The sequence below is a fragment of the Amycolatopsis sp. NBC_00348 genome (genome assembly GCF_036114655.1).
Classification (GTDB): domain Bacteria; phylum Actinomycetota; class Actinomycetes; order Mycobacteriales; family Pseudonocardiaceae; genus Amycolatopsis.
The window spans coordinates 10,630,254-10,646,857 of the sequence record NZ_CP107994.1; the positions used below are offsets into that span (position 1 = coordinate 10,630,254).

At 70.9% G+C, this 16,604-nt stretch carries 17 protein-coding genes; 8 read left to right on the forward strand and 9 right to left on the reverse strand.

Annotated features, from left to right (window positions below):
- Nucleotides 1-17 precede the first annotated feature (17 nt).
- Genes OHS58_RS48210 through OHS58_RS48220 form a run of 3 tightly spaced genes read right to left on the reverse strand, consistent with a single transcriptional unit; the run spans nucleotide 18 to nucleotide 2,438 of the window.
- Nucleotides 18-227, reverse strand: coding sequence for a hypothetical protein (locus OHS58_RS48210; RefSeq protein WP_247062530.1), 210 nt, complete (start codon nucleotides 225-227; stop codon nucleotides 18-20).
- A 13-nt stretch (nucleotides 228-240) separates the two neighbouring features.
- Nucleotides 241-1,356: a fatty acid desaturase family protein gene (locus OHS58_RS48215; RefSeq protein ID WP_326947258.1), complete on the reverse strand. Its 1,116-nt coding sequence runs from the start codon at nucleotides 1,354-1,356 to the stop codon at nucleotides 241-243.
- A gap of 11 nt (nucleotides 1,357-1,367) precedes the next feature.
- On the reverse strand, nucleotides 1,368-2,438 hold the full coding sequence (locus OHS58_RS48220; RefSeq protein WP_326947259.1) for a ferredoxin reductase: 1,071 nt from the start codon (nucleotides 2,436-2,438) through the stop codon (nucleotides 1,368-1,370).
- A 91-nt stretch (nucleotides 2,439-2,529) separates the two neighbouring features.
- Here OHS58_RS48220 and OHS58_RS48225 point away from each other — a divergent pair, with 91 nt between their 5' ends.
- From OHS58_RS48225 to OHS58_RS48245, 5 genes are all read left to right on the forward strand, one after another.
- Nucleotides 2,530-3,183, forward strand: a complete 654-nt coding sequence (locus OHS58_RS48225) for a TetR family transcriptional regulator (protein ID WP_247064072.1) — start codon at nucleotides 2,530-2,532, stop codon at nucleotides 3,181-3,183.
- Nucleotides 3,184-3,304: 121 nt separating this feature from the next.
- Nucleotides 3,305-4,417, forward strand: a complete 1,113-nt coding sequence (locus OHS58_RS48230) for a Re/Si-specific NAD(P)(+) transhydrogenase subunit alpha (protein ID WP_326947261.1) — start codon at nucleotides 3,305-3,307, stop codon at nucleotides 4,415-4,417.
- Nucleotides 4,414-4,728 carry an NAD(P) transhydrogenase subunit alpha gene (locus OHS58_RS48235; protein WP_247062553.1) on the forward strand — a complete coding sequence of 105 codons (315 nt, stop codon included), beginning with the start codon at nucleotides 4,414-4,416 and terminating at the stop codon, nucleotides 4,726-4,728. The genes OHS58_RS48230 and OHS58_RS48235 overlap by 4 nt, the downstream gene beginning before the upstream one ends.
- Complete coding sequence (locus tag OHS58_RS48240) at nucleotides 4,725-6,113, forward strand: NAD(P)(+) transhydrogenase (Re/Si-specific) subunit beta (protein ID WP_328646707.1); 1,389 nt, start codon at nucleotides 4,725-4,727, stop codon at nucleotides 6,111-6,113. Before OHS58_RS48235 ends, OHS58_RS48240 begins: the two co-directional genes overlap by 4 nt.
- A complete protein-coding gene (locus OHS58_RS48245; RefSeq protein WP_326955158.1) occupies nucleotides 6,110-6,901 on the forward strand; it encodes a lipoate--protein ligase family protein in 792 nt (263 codons plus the stop codon). Before OHS58_RS48240 ends, OHS58_RS48245 begins: the two co-directional genes overlap by 4 nt.
- 74 nt (nucleotides 6,902-6,975) lie before the next feature.
- Here the strand turns inward: OHS58_RS48245 and OHS58_RS48250 are convergent, their stop codons facing one another.
- A complete protein-coding gene (locus OHS58_RS48250) occupies nucleotides 6,976-7,503 on the reverse strand; it encodes an Lsr2 dimerization domain-containing protein (protein ID WP_328646708.1) in 528 nt (175 codons plus the stop codon).
- Nucleotides 7,504-7,604: 101 nt separating this feature from the next.
- On the opposite strand from OHS58_RS48250, the gene OHS58_RS48255 reads away from it, so the two are divergent.
- Entirely contained in the window at nucleotides 7,605-8,999 is a 1,395-nt protein-coding gene (locus OHS58_RS48255; protein ID WP_328646709.1) for a dihydrolipoyl dehydrogenase family protein, read from the forward strand.
- A 1-nt stretch (nucleotide 9,000) separates the two neighbouring features.
- Here OHS58_RS48255 and OHS58_RS48260 read toward each other — a convergent pair whose 3' ends face one another.
- Nucleotides 9,001-11,577, reverse strand: coding sequence for a hypothetical protein (locus OHS58_RS48260; RefSeq protein ID WP_328646710.1), 2,577 nt, complete (start codon nucleotides 11,575-11,577; stop codon nucleotides 9,001-9,003).
- 265 nt (nucleotides 11,578-11,842) lie between these two features.
- Between OHS58_RS48260 and OHS58_RS48265 the strand changes: the two genes are divergently transcribed.
- Together OHS58_RS48265 and OHS58_RS48270 are read left to right on the forward strand one after the other, a co-directional pair.
- Entirely contained in the window at nucleotides 11,843-12,346 is a 504-nt protein-coding gene (locus OHS58_RS48265) for a DUF3145 domain-containing protein (protein ID WP_247062565.1), read from the forward strand.
- A 52-nt stretch (nucleotides 12,347-12,398) separates the two neighbouring features.
- A complete protein-coding gene (locus tag OHS58_RS48270) occupies nucleotides 12,399-12,992 on the forward strand; it encodes a hypothetical protein (RefSeq protein WP_247062567.1) in 594 nt (197 codons plus the stop codon).
- Between the two features lie 52 nt (nucleotides 12,993-13,044).
- Here the strand turns inward: OHS58_RS48270 and OHS58_RS48275 are convergent, their stop codons facing one another.
- The 4 genes from OHS58_RS48275 to OHS58_RS48290 form a co-directional block, all read right to left on the reverse strand.
- Complete coding sequence (locus OHS58_RS48275; RefSeq protein ID WP_326947267.1) at nucleotides 13,045-14,295, reverse strand: beta-ketoacyl-[acyl-carrier-protein] synthase family protein; 1,251 nt, start codon at nucleotides 14,293-14,295, stop codon at nucleotides 13,045-13,047.
- Between the two features lie 28 nt (nucleotides 14,296-14,323).
- On the reverse strand, nucleotides 14,324-14,569 hold the full coding sequence (locus OHS58_RS48280) for an acyl carrier protein (protein WP_004559006.1): 246 nt from the start codon (nucleotides 14,567-14,569) through the stop codon (nucleotides 14,324-14,326).
- Nucleotides 14,570-14,640: 71 nt separating this feature from the next.
- Nucleotides 14,641-15,624, reverse strand: a complete 984-nt coding sequence (locus OHS58_RS48285; RefSeq protein ID WP_326947268.1) for a beta-ketoacyl-ACP synthase III — start codon at nucleotides 15,622-15,624, stop codon at nucleotides 14,641-14,643.
- The gene (locus tag OHS58_RS48290; protein WP_328646711.1) at nucleotides 15,621-16,544 is read right to left on the reverse strand and encodes an ACP S-malonyltransferase; all 924 of its coding nucleotides are present in this window, start codon (nucleotides 16,542-16,544) and stop codon (nucleotides 15,621-15,623) included. The genes OHS58_RS48285 and OHS58_RS48290 overlap by 4 nt, the downstream gene beginning before the upstream one ends.
- Between the last annotated feature and the right edge of the window lie 60 nt (nucleotides 16,545-16,604).

The window sequence follows — 16,604 nt, forward strand, 5'->3', positions numbered from 1 at the left end:
GGCTTTCGCGGAAACTCTCAGACGTCGAGTTCCGGCTCTTCGCGGTCTTCGCGTGCCTTCTGCGCCGCTTCGCGCATCTCGATGACGTCGGTGAGCCAGTCACCGGTTTCGCGGGCGATGTCGCGCACCGCGCCGGTGATGATGGTCGCGATGTTGCCGATGTGGGTCGCGGCCGACTCGGTGATCACCTGGACCGTGTCCTTGCCGCTCTCGAACTGCCCGACCATGAGCATCGTCCTTCTATGCCGCGCGGAGTTCCTGGTCGCGCTCTACCGTAGCGCGTGCGCGCGGGGCGCCGTTCCACGGCAACGCGAGCTTCGTGAGCTTCTTCGCCACCGACCAGAGCTGCTTGTGCAGCGGGCCCGTGTGGTACGGCAGGCCGTACTTCTCGCAGAGCGCGCGCACCTCGCCGGCGATCTCCGGGTACCGGCGGGCCGGGATGTCCGGGAACAGGTGGTGCTCGATCTGGTGCGACAGGTTCCCGCTCATGATGTGGAACAGCGGGCCGCCGGTGATGTTGGCCGAGCCGAGGATCTGGCGCAGGTACCACTGGCCGCGCGACTCGTTCTCGGTCTCCTCCTCGGTGAAGCTCTCGACGTCGGCGGGGAAGTGCCCGCAGAAGATGATCGAGAACGACCAGAGGTTGCGGACCAGGTTCGCGGTCGCGTTGCCGGCGAAGGTCAGCGGCGCGAGCGGGCCGGTCAGCAGCGGGAACAGCACGTAGTCCTTGCCGACCTGCCGGGACGCCTTCTTGACCATCTTCCGGACGACCCCGGTGGTGTCCGACCACGTGCGCTCGCCCTTGACGATCCGGTCGAACTCCAGGTCGTGCAGCATCACGCCCCACTGGAAGAACACCGCCAGCGCCACCGCGTACACCGGGTTGCCCAGGTAGTACGGGTGCCACTTCTGGGCGGGATCCATCCGCAGGACGCCGTAACCGATGTCGCGGTCCTTGTCGAGGATGTTCGTGTACGTGTGGTGGATGTAGTTGTGCGAGTGCCGCCAGTTCTCGGCGGGCGCCACGTTGTCCCACTCGAAGCGCTGCGAGCTCAGCGCCGGGTCGCGCGTCCAGTCGTACTGGCCGTGCATGACGTTGTGGCCGATCTCCATGTTGTCGAGGACCTTCGCCAGCGACAGCGCGCCGACACCGGCGAGCCACGCGGGCGGGAAGAACCCGGCGAACAGCAGCGCCCGGCCGGCGACCTCGAGGCCGCGCTGGGTCTTGATGACGTTGTGGATGTAGTCGACGTCCTCCTGGCCGAGGTCCTCGACGACCCGCTGGCGCAGCGCGTCGAGCTCACGGCCGAACTCCTCGACCTGGGCCGGGGTGAGTCGGTCCTGCAGACCGGTCATGGCGGTACTCCTTAAGCGTCGATCTCGACGTCCCCGACGGGGACGGAGATGCAGAGCTGGATCTCTTCGTCTTCTTCGCCGGAAACCTCGCCCGTCTTGGCGTTGCGGACGCGGCCGGCGGTCTTGAGCTGGGTGCAGGAGAAGCAGATGCCCATCCGGCAGCCGTGCTCCGGCGAGAGCCCGGCTTCCTCGGCCTGCTCCAGCAACGGCTTCCCGGAGTTCGCGCACTCGCGGCCGCTGCGCTTGAAGCGCACCTGGCCCTCGGCGTTCCCCGTGTCGAACGTCAACGCGGGCGGCGTGAACTCTTCGGTGTGCACGCGTTCACCGAGCTGCTCGCGGACGGCGTCCATGAGCGGCTTCGGGCCGCAGACGAACGTTTCCGCGTCGCGGTACCACGGCGCGGCCGCCTCGAGGTGCGCCGGCGAGAAGAACCCGCGCAGGTCGCCGCCGGTCTTCGCGTGGGTGTAGGCGTGCACGACCCGCAGCCCGGGGTGCCGGGCGGCGAGCTCGGCCAGCTCCGTGCGGTAGAGCACGTCGGACGGGCCGTTCGAGTAGAGCAGGAACACGATCTCGCCGGGGTGGCCCTCGTCGACGAGGGTGCGCGCCATGGCGAGCACCGGGGTGATCCCGCTGCCGCCGCCGATCAGCAGCACCCGCTCCGGCCGGGTGGCGGGCAGGGTGAACGTCCCGTCCGGTGTGGACAGTCCGACCACGGACCCGACGCCGATCTCGCGGTTCAGGTGCCCGGAGACCAGGCCCTGCTCCTTGACCGTGAACTCGAGTTCGCCGGTGTACTGCGACCCGCAGGGCGAATAGCAGCGCGTCCGGCGGACGCCGTCGATCGCCACCTGCAGGCGGACGTACTGGCCGGCGGTGAAGCCGGGCCACGCGCGGCTCGGCTGCACGGTGAGGGTGACGCTGTCGGGTGTCTGCTTCCGCACGGCCGTGACCAGCCCGCGGACCTCGCGGCGGACCAGCATCGGGTCGACGAGCTCGAGATACCGGTCCATTCCGTGGGGCGTGAGCAGCGCCTCGGCGAGCGAGGCGAGCCGGCGGACCCGCTTGGGCAAGAGCGCCGTCATCGGACCTCCTCGATTACAGTGAACGACTGTACACTCAACAGTGCACGGCATGAGTGGACGACCTGTCAACGCGAGAGGCGGAGGATGTGACGTGAGCAACGCGGTGGACATCCGTACGCTGGACCCTGTGTCCGAAGAGCCGGTGAGTCGTCAGGAGCGCAAGCAGCGCACGCGCCAGGCGTTGCTGGACGCGGCCCTCGAACTGCTCGCCGACCGCCCGTTCGCCAGCCTTTCGCTGCGCGAGGTCGCGAAAGGCGCGGGCCTGGTGCCGACGGCGTTCTACCGCCACTTCGCGTCGATGGAGGAACTCGGCGTCGCGCTCGTCGAAGAGGCGACGCGCACGCTGCGCGGCATGATCCGGTCCGCGCGCACCGACCCGGACACCTACCACGGGATGATCAGCGCCTCGGTGGCCACGCTGCACCAATTCGTGCGCGCGCACGAGGACCATTTCCGGTTCCTGACGCGCGAGCGGTACGGCGGCGGCCCGCTCGCCCGGGCCATCGGCGTCGAGCTGCGGATGTTCTCCGGCGACCTCGCGATCGACCTCGCCCGGTTCGCGACGCTGCGGTCCTGGACGACCGACGACCTGCACATGCTGGCCGACTTGATCGTTTCCGTGATGCTGGCGACGATTGTCGAACTGCTGGAAGCACGGCCCGGTGAAGATCCGAAAATCACCGGAATGGCGGAAAAACGGCTGCGTTTGATCTTGCTGGGCGTTCCACACTGGAAGACTCGCTGAACATTTTCCGCACAACGCCCGGATTACCGGACAACTGCGAGACTTCCGACTCAGGTCAGTGGGGACTGTCGGTCCGGCGTGGTACAACCCACGGATCGTTCCTCGCCGATGAGGAGGTCGTGTGGCGGACAGCGAACAGCATCAGCAGCTCACCGTGGGTGTGGTCACCGAGTCACGCCCCGGGGAGCGCCGGGTGGCCATGGTGCCGAAACTCGTCGGGAGGCTCGCGCAACGCGGGCTGCGCGTCCTCGTCGAGCCGGGTGCCGGGGCCGGGGCGTACCTCAGCGACGACGCGTTCATCCAGGCCGGCGCCGAACTCGGCGACGCCTGGAGCGCACCCGTCGTCGTCAAGGTGAACCCACCCGCGCCGGGGGAGGTCGCGAAGCTGGGCCGGGGCACCGTGCTCATCGGCTTCCTCGACCCGCGCGGCAACCCGGAAGGGCTCGCGAAACTCGAGGAGGCCGGTCTCCGCGCGTTCGCGATGGAGGCGGTCCCGCGGATCTCCCGCGCCCAGGCGATGGACGCGCTGTCGTCCCAGGCCAGTATCGGCGGCTACCGCGCGGTGCTGCTCGCGGCCCGGAAACTCCCGCGGTTCTTCCCGATGCTCACCACCGCGGCCGGCACCGTGCCCCCGGCGAAGGTGCTGGTGCTCGGCGCCGGCGTCGCCGGGCTGCAGGCACTGGCCACGGCGAAGCGGCTCGGCGCGCAGACCACCGGTTACGACGTCCGGCCCGAGGTCGGCGAGCAGGTCAAGTCGCTCGGCGCGCAGTTCCTCGACCTCGGCATCGAAGCGGTCGGCGAAGGCGGCTACGCCCGCGAGCTGACGGCGGAGGAGCGTGAGGAGCAGCAACGCCGGCTCACCGAGGCGATCACCCGGTTCGACGTCGTGATCACCACGGCGCTGGTGCCCGGGCGCAAGGCGCCCACCCTGGTCACCGCGGACGCCGTCAAGGGCATGCCGGCCGGTTCGGTCGTCATCGACCTGGCCGGTGAAAGCGGTGGCAACTGCGAGCTGACCAAGCCGGGGGAGGACGTCGTGGAGCACGACGTCACCATCTCGTCCCCGCTGAACCTGCCCGCCGAGATGCCTTCGCACGCCAGTGAGCTCTACGCCCGCAACGTCACCGAGCTGCTGGAACTGCTCGTGACGAAGGAAGGCGAGCTGAAGCTGGACTTCGAGGACGAGATCGTCGCCGGTGCCTGCGTGGCCGGGCGCGAAGGGAGCGTCGCGTGAGCCCACTCGTGCAGAACCTGGCGGTGCTCGTGCTCGCCGGGTTCGTCGGCTTCGCCGTCATCTCGAAGGTGCCCAACACCCTGCACACGCCGCTGATGTCCGGCACCAACGCGATCCACGGGATCGTGCTGCTGGGCGGACTGGTCGTGCTCGGCCTCGGCGTCGACGGCGTGTTCAACAAGATCCTGCTGGTGATCGCGATCGCCTTCGGCACGATCAACGTCGTCGGCGGCTTCCTGGTCACCGACCGGATGCTCTCGATGTTCAAGGCCAAGAAGCCCGCACCCGCCGACGAGGAGGACGAGAAGTGACCGACTTCGTCGCGATCCTCTACATCGTCGCGTTCGCGCTCTTCATCTACGGCCTGATGGGCCTCACCGGCCCGCGCACCGCGGTCCGCGGCAACTGGATCGCCGCGGTCGGCATGGGCGTCGCGGTGCTCGCCACCCTGCTCACCCCGGGCATGGGCAACTGGCTGCTGATCGTGCTCGGCGTCGCGATCGGCGCGCTGGTCGGCGTGCCGTCCGCGCGCAAGGTCAAGATGACCGCGATGCCGCAGATGGTGGCGTTGTTCAACGGCGTCGGCGGCGGCGCGGTCGCGCTCATCGCGTGGGTCGAGTTCAACTCCACCGACGGTTACGCGCACGAACCCAGGTACATCGCGATCGCGTCGCTGTTCGCCGCGATCATCGGGTCGATCTCCTTCTGGGGCTCGAACATCGCGTTCGGCAAGCTGCAGGAGCTGATCAGCGGCCGCCCGATCAGCATGGGCAAGCTGCAGCAGCCGATCAACGCGCTGCTCCTGCTGGTCGCGCTGGGCTGCGCGGTGGTCATCGTCGCCGGTGGCGACTCCTGGCTGCTGATCGTCGGGTTGCTCGTCGCGGCGGGCATCCTCGGCCTCACCGTGGTGCTGCCGATCGGCGGCGCGGACATGCCGGTCGTGATCTCGCTGCTCAACGCGTTCACCGGGCTGTCGGCCGCGGCGATGGGTCTGGCGCTGGACAACACCGCGCTGATCGTCGCCGGGATGATCGTCGGCGCGTCCGGCTCGATCCTGACCAACCTGATGGCCAAGGCGATGAACCGGTCCATCCCGGCGATCATCGCGGGCGGCTTCGGCGGCGGCCCGGCAGTGGCGTCCGGCGGTGGCGCGAAGGAAGAGCGCCCGGTGCGCTCGACGAGTGCGGCCGACACGGCGATCCAGATGGCGTACGCGAGCAAGGTCGTCGTGGTGCCGGGCTACGGCATGGCCGTGGCGCAGGCGCAGCACACCGTCCGGGAGATGGCGAAGCTGCTGGAGAAGAAGGGCATCACGGTCGAGTACGCGATCCACCCGGTCGCCGGCCGGATGCCCGGGCACATGAACGTGCTGCTCGCCGAGGCCGACGTGCCGTACGAGCAGCTCAAGGAGATGGACGAGATCAACTCCGAGTTCGCCCAGACCGACGTCGCGCTGGTGATCGGCGCGAACGACGTCACCAACCCGGCCGCGCAGACCGACCCGACGTCGCCGATCTACGGGATGCCGATCCTCAAGGTCAACGAGAGCCGGTCCGTGATCGTGTTGAAACGCGGCATGAGCTCGGGCTTCGCCGGGATCGACAACGACCTGTTCTACGATCCGAAGACCAGCATGCTCTTCGGCGACGCCAAGACGTCGGTGGGCGAGATCGTGGAGGAACTCAAGGCGTTATGACGAGCGGGTCGGATGTGCGTGCGGCGTTCACCGACCCGGCCGAGAACCTCGCGTTCGACGAAGCACTCCTCCGGGTCGCGCCGGAGTCACCGGTCGTGTGGCTCTGGCGCAACCCGGTGTGCGTCGTGGTCGGGCGCGGCCAGCGGATCGCGCGTGAGGTGCACGTCGAGGCGTGCGAGCGTGACGGCGTGCCCGTGCTGCGGCGCGCGAGCGGCGGCGGCACCGTGTTCCACGACCCGGGCAACCTCAACGTCACGCTGGTGCTGCCGTTTTCGGGGGTCCGGGTGGCGGAGCCCCCGGCCGGGGCGGAGCCCCGAATGTCACTGCCCGGTCCACCCGAGCGGCCCCTCGAAGCGCTCGGTCAGGTGATGAGCGCCGCCGTCGACCAGCTCGGGCTGGTGCCGCGGATCGGCGACCGCGGCCTGTTCGTCGAGGACGCGAAGCTGTGCGGCTTCGCCGTGTTCCGCACCAAGGGCGGGCTCCTGGCCCACTCGACGTTGCTGGTCGAGACGTCCGCCGCCCTCGTCGGCCGGTACCTGACGAGCGCGCCGCCGGACCCGCGTCCGCTCGACTCCCACCGCAGCCCGGTCGCGTCGCTGGCCGAGCACGGCCTCCGGCCCGGCTTCCCGGCGGTCGAAGCCGCGGTGCGCGCGGCGGCGTCGCAGCTGCTCGGGACGTTCGTGCCGCGCCCGCCGTCCGCGGCCGAGCTGACCCGGCAGCGGGCGCTGCTGCACACCCGCTACCGCTACCCGTCCTGGCACGCGGACGGCGCCCAGCGCGCGGCCTGAAAGCCGTGAAGGCCTCCTTCCCGGCCATAAGAGCCGGTAAGGAGGCCTTCACGGACCTTCCGTCTACTGTGGACTTACTTCTCGGCCGCCGAGAACGTCACGGTCGGCACCTTGCGGGCGGACGCGCGGGTCGTCTTCTTCGGCTCCGCCGTCTTCCGGGCGCGAGTGGTCTTCGCGGGCTCGGCGGCCGTGGTCTTCGCGCGGGTGGCCGCCTTCACCGGGGCGGCTTTGGCCGCGGCGGCCTTCGGCGTCGCCTTGGTGGCGCGCGCCGGAGCGGCCTTCGTGACGACGGCGGTGCGACGTCCGGCGACCGGCTTCGCGGTCTTCGGGACGGCCTTGGCGCGCGGCTTCTTCGCGCCCGGCACGAGCCGCGGCCGGCGCTTGCGGCCACCACTGCGGCGGCCGGCGTCGGCGTAGCGCTGCAAGAGCACGCGCAGTGCCTCGGCGTTGGCGAAGGAGAGGTCGATGTCGTAGTCGATGCCGTCCAGCGCGAACCCGACGGTCTCCCCAGCGGCCTCGCCGGTCAGGTCATCCAGCACCCGCACAGCCGTGTTCCTGGCCACGACAAACCTCCCGTTACTCGAACGTGTGATGCGCGGCACCCGGGACTCGGCGACACTCCGGGGCCGCCGACAGCTTGCGGCTTCCTGACGAGGATAGCCGTTGGCTTGCGTGATCCCGCGTGGTGGTGTGCGCTGATGCCATGTCCGGACAGACTTTTGACGTAGTGGTGATCGGCGCGGGCCCGGTGGGCGAAGTGGCCGCCGAGCGAGCGGCTCGCGGGGGCCTGAAGGTCGCGCTCGTCGAGCACGAACGCTTCGGGGGCGAGTGCTCCTACTGGGCCTGCATCCCGAGCAAGGCCTTGCTGCGGCCGGGAAATCTCCTCGCCGCGGCCAAACGGATCCCGGGGGTGCCCGTCGGCGACGCGGTCGACCCGGCGCAGGTGTTCGCCCGCCGGGACTGGTTCACCGGCAAGGGCGACGACGCGGGCCAGGTCGAGTGGGCCCGCGGCGCGGGCATCGAGCCGGTCCGCGGGCACGGCGTCCTCACCGGTGAGCGCGAGGTCACCGTGGACGGCGACCGCGTCCTGACCGCGCGGCACGCGGTGATCGTGTGCACCGGCAGCGTCCCGAACACCCCGAAGATCCCGGGGATCGACACGATCCGGCCGTGGGGTTCGCGCGAGGCGACGTCGGCCTCGGCCGTGCCGGCCCGGCTCGGCGTCCTCGGGGGCGGCGTGGTCGGCGTCGAGATGGCGCAGGCCTGGGCGACGCTCGGCGCGGAGGTGCACCTGGTGATCACCGGCGAGCGCCCGCTGCCGCGCAACGCGGAGTTCGTCGGCGACCTCGTGCTGGCGGGCCTGCGGGAGGCAGGCGTGTTCGTCCACACGATGTCGGGTGTCGAGCGCGTCGCCGCGGGCGAGAGCGGCACCGAGCTGACGCTGAAGGACGGCGAGGTGCTCGTCGTCGACGAGTTCCTGGTGGCGACCGGACGGCGTCCCGGCACGGCCGGGCTCGGCCTGGAGAGCTTCGGCGTCGAGGCCGGTGGCCCGCTCACCGTCGACGACACCGGCAAGGCGTCCGCAGTGGACGGTGACTGGCTGTTCGCCGCCGGCGACGTCACCGGCCGCGCCCCGCTGACCCACCAGGGCAAGTACGGCGCCCGCGCGGCGGGCGACACCGTGGCGGCGCTGGCGAAGGGCGAGAAGGTCGACACCTCGCCGTGGAGCCCGTTCACCGCGACCGCCGACCACCACGCCGTGCCGCAGGTGGTGTTCACCGACCCGGAGGTCGCCTCCGTCGGCCTGTCGGACGCCCGTGAGGGCTCGAACGACCGCGTTGTCGACATCGACATCGCGGTGGCGGGCTCGTCGCTGCACGCCGACGGGTACCAGGGCAAGGCCCGGATCGTCGTCGACACCGAGCGGAACGTGCTGCTCGGGGTGACGTTCGTCGGCCAGGACGTCTCGGAGCTGCTGCACTCGGCGACGATCGCGATCGTCGGCGAGGTGCCGCTGGACCGGCTGTGGCACGCGGTGCCGGCGTTCCCGACGATCAGCGAGGTGTGGCTGCGGCTGCTGGAGGCCTACGGGCTCTGAGCTACCGCGCGGGCAGGTCCAGCGCGGCCTTGGCCGCCCGGACCAGGCCGGGATCGTCCGCAGTGGACGGTCCCGGCACCCACACCGCCTGCACCACCCGGACGGACGTGCCTTCGAGCCGGCTGGTGTAGGCGGCGTTCTCGAACCGCGGCGCCGGCGTGCCCCACTTGCCGGTCTCGGCGGCGAGGTCGAGGATCCCGCCACCGCCCGGAGTGTCGGCGACGGCCTTGAAGGCGGCCGCCTGCGCGGCATCGGGGAACGCGACGATGCCGACGGTCACCGCGCCGGCCCGCCCGTCGACGGTCGTGGCGTAGCTCGCCCGCCGCACGCCCGAGCAACTGGTCTGCTGCAGGCTGGCCTGCGCGTCCCCGAAGGCGTGCGACGCGCACCGCTGGTCCCCGTCGGCGGCGCGCAGCGAGAACTGCAGGCTTTGCGCGGGAGCGACACTGGCCGGCTGCTGCGAGACCGGCCGGCTGGCGGGAGCGGGCGGCGAGGTGACGGGCGCGGCGGCGGTGTCGTCCCCGCGAGTGGCGACGACCACCGCGGCGACGACCAGCACGACCAGCAACCCGATCGCCCCCAACGGCAGCCACCGGACGGTCCGCGAGGTGGGCGCTGCGGATTTCTGCCGCGGCGCGGGGCTCGGCCGGGAGTGCGGGTAGGACTCCGGCGGGGCAGCCGTCGGGCGCGAGAGGGTTTCGGTGCTGGTGCTGGGCGAGTCGAGGGATTCGGTCCGCTCGGTGTCCGCCGCCGGACGGTAGGGCGGGATCTGGTCGGCCCCGAGGAAGACGGGCAGAGCCGTGGGAGGTTTGGCGAGGCTCTCGGTGCGTTCGAAGTCCGCAAAATCCGAAGAGGTCTCGGGTTCGGCGGATTTCGTGGGGCCGGTGCGGGTTGCGGCGTTCGAATTCGTCGCCGCGGTGGGCACCGGAATGGAAACCGTGGAGTCCGTGGCGTCGGCAAAAGTCGCGGCCACCTTTTGAGCGGCAGCCGGGACGGTGCTCGCTCCGGCGGCCTGCGCAGCGCCAGGGGCCACGGTCGTGCTTTGAGAGGCGGCAGAGGACTGCGCCAAGGCGGAACCGTTGGCGGCGCCGGGCTCGGCGGCAGATTTTGTGGCGCCGACAGCCGCGACGGTGTATTGAGCCGCGGCGGGAGCCTGCGCCGAGGCGGGGGTGCCGGGCTCGGCGTCGGTGTCCGAAACCATCGCGGAGACCTGCGTCGGAGCGGGATCAGTGGCTGTGCTGGTCGCCGCCGCTTTGTTCTGGGCCCCGGCAAGGGTCCGTGCCGGGGGAGAACTAGCCGAAGTGTCGGTCTCGGCCGCGGATTCCGTGGTGCCGGGAAGGATCGCCGATTCCGAAGCCGTCGCGGAAGCCTTCACCGGGGCGGAATCCGCGGGCATGCTGGGCTCGGCGGGCTTTGGGATGCCAAGCGCGCCAAGGCCTTCGCCTGCGGCGAGGTCGGCGGCCGTGTCGGTCTCGGCCGCGAGACCCGGGCTCGGCGCGTGACCCAGGGCGGAACTCGCGTGATCAGGCTCGACACTCGCGTGATCCGGGGCGGAACTCGCAGGCTCCGACTCGACACTCGCGTGATCCAGGGCGGAACTCGCGGGCTCCGGCTCGGTAACTGCGAGGTCTGGTCCGGCACTCGCTTGCTCCGGCTCGACATCCGCGAGGTCTGGTCCGGAACTCTCGGGCTCCGGCTCGGCAACCGTGGTATCCGGCGGGACAACCGTGGCCTCAAGACCGGAACTTGCGTGATCAGGGGCGGAACTTGCGTGATCCACGCCGGAACTCGCGTGATCCAGGACGTGATCGGCTTCGACGACCGCTGCCGGTGGGTCGGCCAGTTGCGTTCGGCCACTTGCAGTCGGCGTTACCGGGGTCTCGGTTCGCCAGCCCGCTGGCGGGCGGGCGGTGGTCAGGGTTCCGGGCGACCGCGGCGCAGTGTCCCAAAGGGACTCCGGCGGCGTGTCGTCACTGAACCGGCTGAATCCCTCACCCAGCAGGATTTCGTCCGAGAAGTCGGGTGCGTCGGGGGCCAGGCCGCGGATCAGCGCTCGTACCTGGTCGACCGAACGGGGGCGGTGGGCCGTCGCCAGGGAGACCGCCGCTGCCAGCATCGTCGTCGGGGTGGGGTGCAGGACCCGTACCGGGCCCGCGAGGTCGCTCGCGGGCTGGTCGACCGTCTCGACGTACGGGCCGACCGCCACGATCGTGCCCACCGGTGCCGTGCCGGGGACCAGTTCCGCGATGCGGCTTTCGCACACCTGGGACAGGTCCAGGGCCTCCGTGGCCGGGTTGATCGCGTCGTCGTCGGCCACCAGGGGCCAGCCGTCGGCCTTCCATTCCGCGCCCAGCGGGGCTTCCAGCCGCAGCGCCGGGTCCGGCAGGTCGACGCCGATGACGATGATCACGCCGTGGGGCAGCAGAACCACCGCCTCGACCGGGCGATCCGTCACCGTCCCGACGCCGATCAGCGCGATCCCGCCGACGACGGTGCTGCCGCGGCCCAGGGACGCCAGTGCCGCCCGGATGTCGTCCGCCACCCGGGACTGCTGCCGCTCGAGGCGCACCAGTCGCACCGAAATCTCCCCTGCTCGTCGTTCCGGAGCATCACGCTAGCGCGCCCGGTCGTATCCGAGGCGCGACACGGGGACGACGCGGCCGCGTCCCACCGAAAGTGGTGCTGCGGGTGACTTGTGGTGTTCATGTGGCCAAACAGCACGGTTGGGGTGCAGAATGTGCTACAACGCATCGGAGGCGGTATTCGGGAGCCGCACTGAGGCCACGCAGCTCGATTTCAGGGCGTAGGGGAAGACGTCCCTCGTCGAGCAAGCGGAGGTAGCAGTGAGCACCCGTGGCAGCACCCGAGGTGTGGTGTACGTCCACTCGTCGCCGTCTGCGGTGTGTCCGCACGTCGAGTGGGCTATTTCGGGCACCCTCAACGCCCGAGTCGACCTGAAGTGGACGGCGCAGCCGGCCAGTCCGGGTCAGCTTCGCGCCGAATGCGGCTGGCGCGCGCCCGCGGGCACCGGCGCCAGATTGGCGGCGGCCCTCAAGGCGTGGCCGATGATTCGGTTCGAAGTCACCGAAGAGCCCAGCGCGGGCGTCGACGGCGAACGGTTCTGCTTCGCGCCCGGGCTCGGCCTGTGGCACGGACGGACCAGCGCCAACGGCGACATCGTGGTGGGCGAGGACCAGCTGCGCGCACTCGTGAGCATGACCCGCGGCGGCGAGTCGCTGGCGCACAAGCTCGACGAACTCCTGGCCGCGAGCTGGGACGAAGCGCTCGAGCCGTACCGTCACGCCGGTGACGGTGCTCCGGTGACCTGGCTGCACCAGGTCGGCTGACACCGGACTCCGGCAGCACGGGACCGGTGGCGGGGCCGGTACGCTCTTCCGCGTGACGACCCCCGCCTCCAGCCCCCGCCAGCGCTGGCTGGTGCCCGTCGTGGTCGTGGTGCTGTCCGTGACCGTGGGCGGCGGCCTGCTCGCGCGCGAGCTCTACCGCCGTCCCGACCAGCCCGCCGGCGACACCTCGGCGCCGGTGACGGTGCCCCAGTCGGCGACCGGCAGCCAGCCGACCGGTGCCGACATCGTCGGGATGACGCCGGACGCGCAGTCGCACCCGCGGGCCGACGAGGTGCGCAAGGTGCTGGAGACGTACTTCTCGGCCATCAACACCCAGCAGTACTCGAGGTGGATGACCGTGGTTACCACGGAGCGGGTGGCGCAGCAGCCGCTCGGCACGTGGAAGGACGGCATCAAGACCACAAAGGACAGCGACGCCGTCGTCTACCGGATCGAGCGCGGCTCCGGCACGTCGCTGCGGGTCCTGGTCGGCTTCCGGAGCCGGCAGGCGGTCGAAGACGCCCCGGCCTGGTTCCCGGAGCCGTGCATCCAGTGGCGGCTCGTGCTGCCGATGGTCATCGAGAAGTCCGCGCTGAAGATCGCCGCCGTCGACAACGGCCCGCCCCCCGAACACCAGAAGTGCTGAAACGAGAAGGGGCCCGGCCGAAGCCGGGCCCCTTCTCGTTTTGTCAGCGTGCTCAGGCCGCCGGGGTGAACAGCAGAGCGGTGTTGTGCCCGCCGAACCCGAACGAGTTGCTGATCGCCGCGGTCAGCTCGACCTTGCGCGGCTCGCCCGACACGACGTCCAGCTGCACCCGCGGGTCCAGGTCGGTCAAGTTCATCGTGGCCGGCACGATGCCGTGGTACAGCGAGAGGATCGTGATGATCCCCTCGACCGCGCCGGCCCCGCCGACCAGGTGACCCATCGAACCCTTCGGTGCCGTGACGATCGCGTGGTCGCCGACCGCCTTGCGGATCGCCGCCGCCTCGCCGATGTCACCGACCACAGTGGACGTCGCGTGCGCGTTCACGTGCCCGACCTCCGCCGGGCTGACGCCGGCCATCTTCATCGCCGCGCGCATCGCGGCGATCTGGCCGATGCCCTCGGGGTGGTTGCCCGTGATGTGGTAGGCGTCCGAGGTGATGCCGTGCCCGGCGATCGTCGCGTAGACGCGCGCCCCGCGGGCCTTCGCCAGGTCCGCGCGCTCCAGGATGACCACGCCCGAGCCCTCGCCGAGGACGAAGCCGTCCCGGTTCGCGTCGAACGGCCGCGACGCGGCCCCCGGGTCGTCGTTGCGCGTGGACACCGTGCGGGCCTGGGCGAACCCGGCGAGCGTGATCGGGTGGATGCACGCTTCGGCACCCCCGGCGACCACGACGTCGGCACGCCCGGAGCGGATCATCTCGACCCCGCTCGCGATGCCCTCGGCGCCGGAGGCACAGGCCGAGGCCGGGGAGTGCACCCCGGCCCGTGCCTTCAGGTCGATGCCGACGTGCGCGGCCGGGCCGTTCGGCATCAGCATCGGCACGGTCAGCGGCGACACCTTGCGGAGACCCTGCTGGTGCAACAGATCGTTCTGGGTGAGCAGGGTGACCGGGCCGCCGACGCCGGTACCGATCGACACGCCGAGGCGGTCGGGGTCGACGTCGGTGTGCTCGTCCGTCGGTTCGGTGAAGCCGGCGTCGGCCCACGCCTGACGGGCGGCGATCATCGCGACCTGCTCGCAGCGGTCCATCCGGCGGGCCTGGACCCGCGGCAGGACTTCCGAGGGATCGACGGCCAGCATGCCGCCGATCTTGACCGGCAGCTGCAGCTCCTCGACCCAGTCGGCTTCGATCGTCCGGACCCCGCTCCGCCCGGCCAGCAGACCGTCCCAGGTGGACGTCACGTCCCCGCCGAGCGGTGTGGTGGCGCCGAGACCGGTGATCACGACGTCGATGTTGCTCATGGGTGTCTCCTCAAGGAGGGAAGAGGACTTACTTCGAGTTGGCCGACACGTAGTTGACGGCGTCGCCCACGGTCTTCAGGTTGGCGAGCTCGTCGTCCGGGATCTTGACGCCGAACTTGTCCTCGGCCTGCACGGCGATCTCGACCATCGACAGCGAGTCGATGTCCAGGTCGTCCACGAACGACTTCTCGGCGGTGACGTCGTCCTGAGCCACACCGGCCACCTCTTCGACGATCTCGGCGAGGCCGGCGAGGATCTCAGCGTTGTCAGCCATGGGGTAGTTCCCTTCTCGGTCTTACTTGGGGTTCTTGTCCGGCGGGCGAGTGCCCGCCGGGAGCGTAACGGTCAGGGGCAGATGAACGCCTGCCCGGCGTAGGACAAGCCCGCGCCGAACCCGACGGCCAGCACCACGTCGCCGGACTTCGCCGTCCCGGCCTTGCGCATGTGGTCCAGCGCGAGGGGGATGGACGCCGACGAGGTGTTGCCGGAGTACCTGATGTCGTCGGCGACGACCATGTCGTCACGGGCGCCGTTGGCCCGCAGCTTCTTCGCGATCGCCTCGACGATGCGCAGGTTGGCCTGGTGCGGGATCAGCACGTCCACATCGGACGCCTTCAGCCCGGCGACCTCGAGCGCGCGCAGCGCGATCGGCGCGATCTGGGTGGTCGCCCACCGGAAGACCGACTGGCCCTCCTGGTAGATGAACTTGTCCTCGGTCATCCCGATCAGGTCGACGAGGTCGCCGGCGCTGCCCCAGGAGACCGGGCCGATCAGCGGCTCGTCGGACGCGCCGACGACCGCGGCGCCCGCGCCGTCGGCGAAGATGATCGCGTTGGCGCGGTCGGTCGGATTCACCGAGTCGGTGAGCTTCTCGGCGCCGATCACGAGGACCTTCTTGGCGGAGCCCGCGCGGACCAGGTCCGACGCGACGCCCAGGCCGTAGCAGAACCCGGCGCACGCGGCGTTGAGGTCGAACGCGCCGGGGCTCGGGATGCCGATCCGGGCGGCGACCTGCGCGGCCGCGTTCGGGATCTGCGTCGGCATGGTGCAGTTCGGCAGGATCACCGTGTCCACTTCGGACGGGTCGACCCCGGCGTCGGCCAGCGCGGCGGTGCCGGCGGCGACGGCCATGTCGGTGAGCAGCTCGTCCTTCTCGGCGAAGCGGCGCTCGATGATGCCGACGCGCGTCTGGATCCACTCGTCGTTGGTGTCCATGGTCTTCGAGAGGTCGTCGTTGCTGACGATCCGCTCGGGCTGGTAGCTGCCGACGCCCAGCACGCGGCTGCCGCGGGAGCCCGGGTTGAGGCTCAGGGCCGGTCGGTCGGTCACGAGGCGTCCTCCTGGCGCAGCGCCGCCAGTTCGGCCGGCGTCTTCAGCGCGGTGGTAGTGGTGACGACGCCCTTGAGCTGCCGCTTGACCAGGCCGGTCAGCGTGCCCGCGGGCGCGAGTTCGACGGTGCGGGTGACGCCGAGCGAGACCAGGCCGTCCATCGTCAGGTCCCACCGCACCGACCGGGTGACCTGCGCGACGAGCCGCTCCAGGTACTCGGCCCCGCTGGTGACGACGGCGCCGTCCGCGTTGGACAGTAGCGGGCGGGTCGGATCGGCCGGCGTCAGCTCGGCGGCGTGGGCACGCAGCGCCTCTTCGGCGGCCGCCATGTAGCGCGTGTGGAACGCGCCGGCGACCTTGAGGGCGCGGATCTTCGTGCCTTCGAGGGGCTCGGCGACGATCTTCGCGATCGCGTCGGCCGCGCCGGAGGCGACGATCTGCCCCGCTCCGTTGCGGTTCGCCGCGGTCAGGCCCCGCTCGCCCAGCCACGCGACGACCTGCTCGGGGTCCCCGAGCATCACCGCGGCCATCGACGTCGGTTCGATCGCGCACGCCTTCGCCATCTCGGCCCCGCGGACGGCGGCGAGCGCGACGGCCTCTTCGGGCTTCAGCACCCCGGCGATCGCGGCGGCGGCCAGCTCACCCACGGAGTGCCCGGCGACCGGCGCGTCAGCGGGGACCGGCGCGGTGGCCTGGAGGTGTTCGAAGGTGAGCAGCGACAGCGCGACGATCAGCGGCTGCGCGATCGCGGTGTCCTGGATCTCCTCGGCGCCGGCTTCCGTGCCGAGGCGCAGCAGATCGAGCCCCGCGCGCTCGGACCACTGGGCGACGCGCTCGCGCGCGCCGTCGAGGTCGAGCCAGGGCGTGAACATACCGGGGGCCTGGGATCCCTGGCCGGGAGCGAGCACTGCTGACGTCACCCTCTAAGACAACACGGAGCGGGCACTTTCGCGGGATGCCGACGCTCACAGTGTCTGCCC